This window comes from Nocardioides zeae, assembly GCF_010686755.1.
GTDB classification, from domain to species: Bacteria; Actinomycetota; Actinomycetes; order Propionibacteriales; family Nocardioidaceae; genus Nocardioides; species Nocardioides zeae.
The window spans coordinates 1-7,834 of the sequence record NZ_JAAGXA010000029.1 but is presented as its reverse complement, the minus strand read 5'-3'; the positions used below and the strand labels follow the sequence as shown (position 1 = coordinate 7,834).

At 74.5% G+C, this 7,834-nt stretch carries 6 protein-coding genes and 1 pseudogene; 3 read left to right on the top strand and 4 right to left on the bottom strand.

All coding sequences use genetic code 11. From position 1 onward, the window contains the following. The first annotated feature begins 350 nt into the window (after positions 1–350). Positions 351–1,841, top strand: coding sequence for a hypothetical protein (locus tag G3T38_RS20805; protein WP_163774829.1), 1,491 nt, complete (start codon positions 351–353; stop codon positions 1,839–1,841). 28 nt (positions 1,842–1,869) lie between these two features. On the opposite strand, the gene G3T38_RS20800 is transcribed toward G3T38_RS20805, so the two are convergent. Both G3T38_RS20800 and G3T38_RS20795 read right to left on the bottom strand, forming a co-directional pair. After that, entirely contained in the window at positions 1,870–3,636 is a 1,767-nt protein-coding gene (locus G3T38_RS20800; RefSeq protein ID WP_163774827.1) for a SpoIIE family protein phosphatase, read from the bottom strand. A gap of 9 nt (positions 3,637–3,645) precedes the next feature. Beyond that, positions 3,646–4,287 carry a TetR/AcrR family transcriptional regulator gene (locus tag G3T38_RS20795; RefSeq protein WP_338037802.1) on the bottom strand — a complete coding sequence of 214 codons (642 nt, stop codon included), beginning with the start codon at positions 4,285–4,287 and terminating at the stop codon, positions 3,646–3,648. A 76-nt stretch (positions 4,288–4,363) separates the two neighbouring features. On the opposite strand from G3T38_RS20795, the gene G3T38_RS20790 reads away from it, so the two are divergent. Beyond that, complete coding sequence (locus G3T38_RS20790; protein ID WP_206675949.1) at positions 4,364–5,134, top strand: enoyl-CoA hydratase-related protein; 771 nt, start codon at positions 4,364–4,366, stop codon at positions 5,132–5,134. Positions 5,135–5,138: 4 nt separating this feature from the next. Here the strand turns inward: G3T38_RS20790 and G3T38_RS22865 are convergent, their stop codons facing one another. Next, a complete protein-coding gene (locus G3T38_RS22865; RefSeq protein WP_338037801.1) occupies positions 5,139–6,020 on the bottom strand; it encodes an alpha/beta hydrolase-fold protein in 882 nt (293 codons plus the stop codon). Positions 6,021–6,027: 7 nt separating this feature from the next. Beyond that, positions 6,028–6,690, bottom strand: a complete 663-nt coding sequence (locus tag G3T38_RS20780; protein ID WP_338037800.1) for a vitamin K epoxide reductase family protein — start codon at positions 6,688–6,690, stop codon at positions 6,028–6,030. Between the two features lie 220 nt (positions 6,691–6,910). Between G3T38_RS20780 and G3T38_RS20775 the strand changes: the two are divergent. Continuing rightward, positions 6,911–7,834, top strand: a pseudogene (locus G3T38_RS20775) (hypothetical protein); the annotation flags it as partial.

Here is a 7,834-nt window from a genome sequence, read left to right as displayed (position 1 = left end):
TCAACGGCCAGAAGGTCCCCGGCGCCACGTCGCGTTCCTGGACGCCGCCGGCCAGCACCCGCGGCAAGACCCTCACGCTCGGGATCGCGGTCAGCAAGCCGACGTGGAAGTCGCTGAACCAGACGGTCTCGTTCGGCCGCATCGGCTGACGCACCACCCCTGGGCTCGTGGCCCCAGCGCGACGGAATCCGACGCGCTGGGGCCACGACGCGTTCCGCCGGGCTCGCTCCTGGTCGGGGCGGTCCAGACCAGCGCGCCGGATCGCCCGCGTCGTACGCCTCCGTGCCCTATGGTGCGCACCACGAGCCCGGTGCACGTCGCACCGGGCTCCTCACGTCGAGGGGGAACTCATGCGCACCATCGTCAGGTCCGGCGTCGTCGTCGCCGGCACCGCGGCTCTCGCAGCCAGCGGGCTCACGCTCGTCGGGCCGGCCCAGGCCGACCCGGCCGGGCTCTCGATCACCGACGTCCACTACCTGACGCTGGACGACCTGCCGGAGGACTTCCCCGACGAGCTCTTCCTGCCCTACGTCGCGCCGTTCTGCGGCATCGCGCTCGAGTTCGACGACGCGACCCCGGGCTCCTCCTACCGCGTGCGGCTCTCGCCCGAGGCGCAGGTGGAACGCGAGGCCGGCTGGTACGCCGAGGAGGAGACCGGCTACGCCTACATCGACTGCGGCTTCGGCGAGGACGTCCTCGTCGACGGCCAGACCTACACGATCACGGTCGAGCAGCTCGGCATCCGCGGCCGCGTGGTCGAGTCGACGAGCACGGAGTTCACGTACGACGAGATCGACAGCCCCGTGGACGCGCGGCTCGAGGTGGCGGGCCAGGTCGTCGACGAGGACCTCCCGACCGGCAAGCCCATCGACATCGCGTTCGACGGCGCCTGGGAGGAGGGCACGACCTTCCACACCCGCGTCGTCACCGTGTCGGCGGAGGACTGGGACTACTGGGGCTGGGGCTTCGACAGCGACTTCCGCACGGCCGACCGCGCGGCGGTCGCGGCGGCCGCCCGTGCCGCGGCGCGCGACGACGACGGCGTGGCCGTCGTGGTCGTCGACGGCGAGGAGATGGAGCTGCCCTTCGACCTCGTCGTCGACGAGGTCACCACCGGTGCTCCGGTGACCCGCTTCGCGCTGCCCCACACCGCGGGCGACAGCCTGGCGTTCGTGTCCATCCGCGCGGAGAAGGCCGACCGCGGCTCGGTCTACCTCGGCTGGGACGAGCCCTGGTGGGTCGTCACGTCCGACCCCGTCGCTCAGTTCCCCGCGGGCTGGATCAAGAACCCGGGTCGCAAGTCCGGTGCTCCGGTCGCCGGGTCCTCGGTCGGCGTCACCCCCGCGGTCCTCACCCACACGGGGGCGGTGTCGGGCGTCAAGGCCAACTACCAGTGGTTCCTCGACGGCAAGAAGATCCCGGGCGCCACGAAGCGCACCTACGTGCCGCCGGCGCCGAGCGTCGGCCGGCACCTCACGCTCGGCATCCAGCTCACCGCGCCGGGCTACTTCCCGCGCAACGGCTCGTTCGACTTCGGTCGCGTGGGCCAGCGCTCCGTGCCGGCCGGTTGGGTCGCCGCTCCCGCGGTGCGCTCCGGCGCGCCCCGGGTGGGCCGCGTCTCCTCGGTCACCGGACCCGCGCTGACGGCCACGGCCGTCACGTCGGGCGCGACGGTCTACTACCAGTGGTTCGCCGACGGCGCGAAGATCCCGGGCGCGCGCTCGTCCTCGTGGACGCCCACCGCGGCGTACCGGGGCAAGAACCTCACCCTCGGCATCGCCATCGCGAAGCCGGCCTGGAAGTCGCTGCACCAGACGGTGTCGTTCGGCCGCATCGGCTGACCCTCCGCCTCGCCGTACGTCGCGGGCTTCACCCCAGGCGTACGGCGAGGACGGCGACGTCGTCGTCCTCGAAGGGCCCGAGGGCCGTCAGCACGTGGTCGCACAGGGCGTCGGGATCGACGTCCGGCCCCACGCCGGCGTCGCCGACGGCCGCGCGCAGGCGCTCGATGCCCTCGTCGAGCAGCTCGCCGCGGCGCTCGACGAGGCCGTCGGTGTAGAGCAGGACGGTCGAGCCCGCCGGCACGGCGACCTCGAGGTCGGTGCGCGGCGTGTCGGGGTCGATGCCCAGCAGCATCTCGCCCCCGGCGTCGAGCAGCGACGCCGTCCCGTCCGGTCCGAGGAGCACGGGCGGCGGGTGGCCGGCGTTGGCCCAGCGGAGCATGCAGCCCGGGTCGCCGTCGAGCTGCTGCAGGACGCTGACCTCGGCGAGGAGGAAGGTCGCGACGGCGCCCACCTCGAAGTGGTCGATCGCCTGGTCGAGCAGCTCGGTCACCCGGGCCGGGCTCGGCCGGCCGCCCGCGCCGGCGGTCGCGAGCACGATGCCGCGCACGAGGCTCCGCAGCTGGCCCATCGCGGCGGCTGCGCGGCCGTCGTGGCCGGCCACGTCGCCGATGGTCACGACGAGCGGACCGTCGGGCAGCGGGAACGTGTCGTGCCAGTCGCCGCCGACCTCCTGCCGGGCGGACGCGGGCACGTAGCGGCTCGCGGTGCGGGCGCCCTCGAGCTGGCGCGCGTCGTGGCGGGAGGCGAGCATCGCCGTCTGCAGCTCGAGGGACAGGGCCCGGTCGCTGGCCGCGTCGGCCCGCTCGCCCTGGAGGCCACGGATGCGGATCACGGCGGCGGCGAACGAGTCCGCGACGACCTGCAGGAAGGGGCCGAGGTCGTCGTCGGCGGCGACGTCGCCCCGGCAGACCAGGATGGTCTGCTCCTGCAGCCAGGCGACGGAGCCGAGCGAGCTCAAGCGGACCGCGCCCGGCGGGCGGGCCTGGTCCTCCTTCGGCTCCCACGCCACGATGCCGTGCCCGGGCCCGATGCCGTCGGGGTGCGTCCACCAGCGGTCGGCTCCCGGCACGGCGGTGTCCTCCGCGGCGGCCGGGGCCTCTCCCGCCTGGCGGTTCGCGGCGACGACGGTGCGCGTGCCGGGCGCGGCGGCCTCGGTGACCGGTGCGGGCATCCGCAGGTCGACGACGTCCACGGAGGGCAGCTCCGTGCGCAGCATGCCGAGGGCGGCGACGCGGAGGGTGAGGAGGGACTGGGCTCCGGAGGTCGCGCTGCCGAGGGCGTTGAGCAGCTGCAACCGGCGCTGGGCGAGGACCTGCCGGGTGGTCTCGATCGAGACGCCGTGCACGCCGACGATCGTGCCGTCGAGGTCGCGCACGGGTGAGTAGGCGTAGCTGTACCAGTGGTCCTCGACCTCTCCGTGGCGGGCCACCGGCACGAGGGCGTCCTCGAGGCGGGCGGGAAGGCCGTGCTCGAGGACGTCCGTGATGAGCGGCCCGACCTGGCTCCACGACTCCGGGAAGGACGCCTCGGCGGGCTGGCCGAGGATCAGGGGGTGACGGTCGCCGAGCACGTCGGCGATGGCCTCGTTGTAGAAGTACGTGCGCTCCTCCCCCCAGAAGAGCACCGACGGGATGGGGGTGGCCAGCACCAGCCGCAGCGCGACGACGAGGGCGGGTGACCACGAGGCGGGCGGGCCGACCGCGGTCGCGGCCCAGTCGACGCGTTCGTACGCCGCGAGCAGGTCCGGGCTCGCCGCGCCCGCGCTCGAGCGCAGGCTCTGGAAGGGCTCCACGGACGGATCCTAGGTGGCGCGACCGAGGCCGTCGAAGGCGATGGCCACGACGGCCGCGGCGACCTGGTCGGCGGTCGTGGTGGCCGCCGCGTCGCCGGGCGGTCGGAACCACTCGACGAGCGAGTTGACCATCCCGAAGAGGAGGCGGCTCACGAGCTCGGGGTCGAGGTCGTCGCGCAGCGCGCCCTCGTCGACCGCCTCCTGCACGAGGGCGGCGACCTCGCGGTCGATCCACCGGCGGCGGCGCAGCGCGTCCTGCTCGAGCTCCGAGTTGCCACGCACGCGGAGGAGCAGGGTGACGGCGGGCTGGTGGGCGACGAGCACGTGCACGCTCTCCTCGACGAGGGCGCGCAGCCGCTCGGCCGCCGTGCCGTCCGTCCGCGGGTCGCGAGCCCGCTCGACCGCGGCGGTGAGCTCCTCGAGCGACTCGTCGAGCGCGGCCTTGAGCAGGTGCTCCCGACTCGGCACGTGGTGGTAGATGGCCGACTTCGTCAGCCCGAGCTCGGCGGCGAGGTCGCCCATGCTCGTCGCGTCGTAGCCCTTGCGGTTGAACACGTCGATCGCCCGGCGCAGCAGCGTGGCCTGGTCGTAGCCCGGCCGCCCGCGGCGCGCCCGCGGAGCGGCGTCGGGCGCGGGGTCGCTGTCCGTCACGGCGAGCAGATTCTCACGGGGGCGGCGCCGTGCTATTACTGACCCCATGGTCAGTAATCCTGGCTCGCCTGTCCGCGTGGAGCACGACGGAGCCCTCGCGGTGGTCGTGCTCGACCGTCCGGGGCAGCGCAACGCGCTCGACGCCGCGCTCAAGGTCGCGCTGCGGGACGCCCTCGACCGGCTCGGCCGGGACCCCGCGGTCCGAGCCGTGGTGCTGACGGGAGGCGGCTCCGCGTTCTGCGTGGGCCAGGACCTCGGCGAGCACGCCGCCGCCCTCGAGGCCGACCCGGCGACCGCGTTCGCGACGGTGACGGAGCACTACGCCCCGATCGTCACCGCGATCACGACGATGCCGAAACCCGTGGTGGCCGCCGTCAACGGCACGTGCGTGGGTGCCGGGCTCGGGTTCGCGCTCGCCTGCGACGTACGCGTCCTCGCCGCCGGTGCGACCCTCGGCACGGCGTTCAGCGGCATCGGCCTGACCTGCGACTCCGCGCTCTCGGCGACGCTCGCCGCCGAGGTCGGCGTGGGGCGTGCCCGCGAGCTCGTGCTCCTCGCGACGCCCTTCACCCCGGAGGACGCCGTCGGGTGGGGGCTCGCCGGTCGGGTCGTCGCGCCCGACGAGGTCCTGCCGACCGCCCGGGAGCTGGGCCTGCGGCTCGCCGCGGGGCCGACGGCCGCGTACGCCGCGTCCAAGCGCCTGCTGGCCGCGGGAGTCGGTCGGTCGCTGGCCGCCACGCTCGCCGCGGAGGCCGACGAGCAGGCCGCGCTCGGGCTGACGGCCTACCACCAGGGCGCCGTCGCGGCGTTCCTCGGCAAGCGCCGCCCCGAGTTCCGCGGGGAGTGAGGGGTCAGACCCGCTCGCCGACGAAGCGCAGCTGCGGGCCGACGAGGCGGCGCCAGTAGCCGCGGTCGTGGTCGCCGCGCTCGAAGCCGCCGGCGGGGCGCTCGTCGAACCCCGCGACGTACTCCTCGGCCGCCGCGCAGAACGGGTCGCCCAGGCCGCAGTCGACCCGGACGGGGATGCCGTCGAGATCGCCCTGTCGGCCCATGACGGTCACGGCGTCGAAGTCCGCCGCGTCGTCGAAGGCGCCGGGTGCGGTGTCGTCGAAGTCGCGCCAGAGGGCGGGGCTGAGCGCGGCGACGGCCCCCACGCGGCCGGGGCCGAGCAGGCCGGCGAGGCGCAGCGCCCCGAAGCCGCCCATCGACCAGCCCAGGAATCCGAGGCGGCCCGTGTCGAGGCCGCGGTCGGCGAGGAGGGGGAGGAGCTCGTCGACGACCATCGCCCCGGGGTCGTCCCCGTCCGCGCGCGCGTGCCAGTAGGCGTTGCCGCCGTCGATGCTGGCGAGCGCGACCGGCGGCATCCCGTGGGCGACCGCCGCGGCGAGGAAGCGATCGAGCCCGAGGTAGGCGGGGGAGAACGCCGAGGTGTGGTCGCCGCCGCGGGCGTGGAGCACGACGACGAGCGGGAGGCCCTCCGGCGTCACGCCGGGCGGGATCGCGAGGCTCCAGCCCACGCGGCGGCCGCCGCGGGCGGCCGAGACGAGCTCGCCGCTGACGACGTCGCCGGGCTCCACGTCGGGGATCCGGCCGTCCTCGCCGTCGAGACCGAGGCGGGAGTAGAGCTGCGCGCGTCCCGGGAGCGCACCCGTCACGACACCCGCGCCGCCGACGACCACGGCCGCGGTCCCGACGCCCGCGCCGGTGAGCGCCGCCCGACGGGAGATCCTCACGCGTGCCTCACAGCAGCGTCGACCAGTAGTCCCAGAAGCGCTGCAGGATCAGCAGCGTGACGAGCAGGTAGACGAGCACGACGGCGAGCACCGACCACGAGCGGGCGACGCGGACGGCGCCCGAGCGGGCGACCCCCGCGCCGAGGACCCCGGCCTCGGCGTTGCGCACCGTGACCTGCCAGAACAGCGGCACCATCACGACCCAGACCACCATGCAGTAGGGGCACAGCGCGTTGATCTCGTAGAGGCTCTGGCTGATCAGCCACGCCACGAACCCGATCCCGAACGTGACGCCCACCTGCAGCCCCGCCCAGAGCCAGCGTGCGTAGACCGCCCCCGCCAGGATCCCGGCGCCGAGCACGGCGACGGCCGGGAACGCCGCGACGCCGATGACGGGGTTGGGGAAGCCGAACACCCGCGCCTGCTCCGTGGTCATCACCGAGCCGCAGCTCAGGACGGGGTTGAGGCTGCAGGACGGGATGTAGGACGGGTCCACCAGCAGCTGGATGCGCTCGAGCAGCAGGGTGACGGCCGCGACGGCGCCCACGATCCCGGCGACGAGGAGGAGCCAGCCGAGCCTGCGGTCGCGGCGCCCGGCCTCGTGCGCCGCGAGCTCGGCCCGCTCGTCCTCGGTGAGGTCGAGGACGAGGTCGGCGGGCGCGGCGGTCACGCGCGGCAGGGTAGTCGCCGATGCTGAGGGGATGGTGAACTCGGCCCCCGCGTCGAGCTTGGTCGTACGGCGCGGCGGGTGCGTCGAGTTGTCAGGTACGGCGTGGTGCGGGGTCGTCGAGTTGTCACGTACGCCGCGTCGGTTGGGGCGTCGAGCTAGTGGATGCGGGACTGTGGAAACGCGGTGGCGGGGGTCGCTGGGCGGGCGTAGAATCGCACACATGTTCGATCATCTCTCGCCTCGTGGGCTGCTGGATGCAGCCGCGGAGGCGGTGCGCGCCCGCCGCCTGGCGGAGGTGCGTGACCTGGAGGTGATCGCGGCGTGGGCGGCGGTGCACTCGGGCGAGTCGACCGGTCTCGTGCGCCGGATGAACCCGCTGGTGACTGTGGGTGGGGAGGGTACGCCGCGGGTGCAGGACCACGCGCTGGGTGAGATCGCGCTCGCGCGGAGCTCGGGTGTGGCGGCTACGATCAACGCCCTGGCCGACGTGCTGGACCTGCAGCACCGCCTCCCGTTGACGTGGGCGGTGGTGCGGGAGGGTGGCGCGGAGGTGTACGTCGCGCGGAAAGTCGCCCGGATGTCGCGGCACCTGCCGGGTGCGGTGGTCGGGGTCGTCGACGCTGCGGTGGCACGGATGATCGCGACCGAGGCACCCGGACGGGTGCTGACCGTGGCCGAGGGCAAGGTGATCGAGGCCGACCCCGCCCTGCACGAGCAACGCGTCGAGGAAGAGAAGCGCCGCCGCTACGTGGCCCTGGGCCGGAGCGATGAGTTCGGGTTGCGGACGTTGATCGCGCGCCTCGACGCCGGGGACGCCGCGTGGGTGCAGGCCACCGTCACCCGCGTCGCGGAGATCATCACCCCGGGCCACCCCGACGCCACCGCCGATGAAGTCCGCGCCATCGCCCTGGGTTACCTCGCCCGGCCCGCCGAGCTCCTCGCCCTCCTCGTCGAGCACGAAGCGACCGCGAGCCAGGCCGAGACTGAAGCCGAGCCGGTCACCGACGATGAACCCCGCGAGCCCTCACGGGCCACCGCGTTCCCGAGCGACCTCCTCGACCAGCTGCGCCGCACCGACCTGACCAAGCTGCGCCCGAAGACGGTCCTCTACGTCCACCTGCACGAGGCGACGTTGCTGGGCGCC

What these genes read in the sequence shown, in the direction of transcription:
- G3T38_RS20805 (WP_163774829.1), top strand. Translation starts at nt 351, where the DNA reads ATGCGCACCATCGTCAGGTCCGGCGTCGTCGTCGCCGGCACCGCGGCT.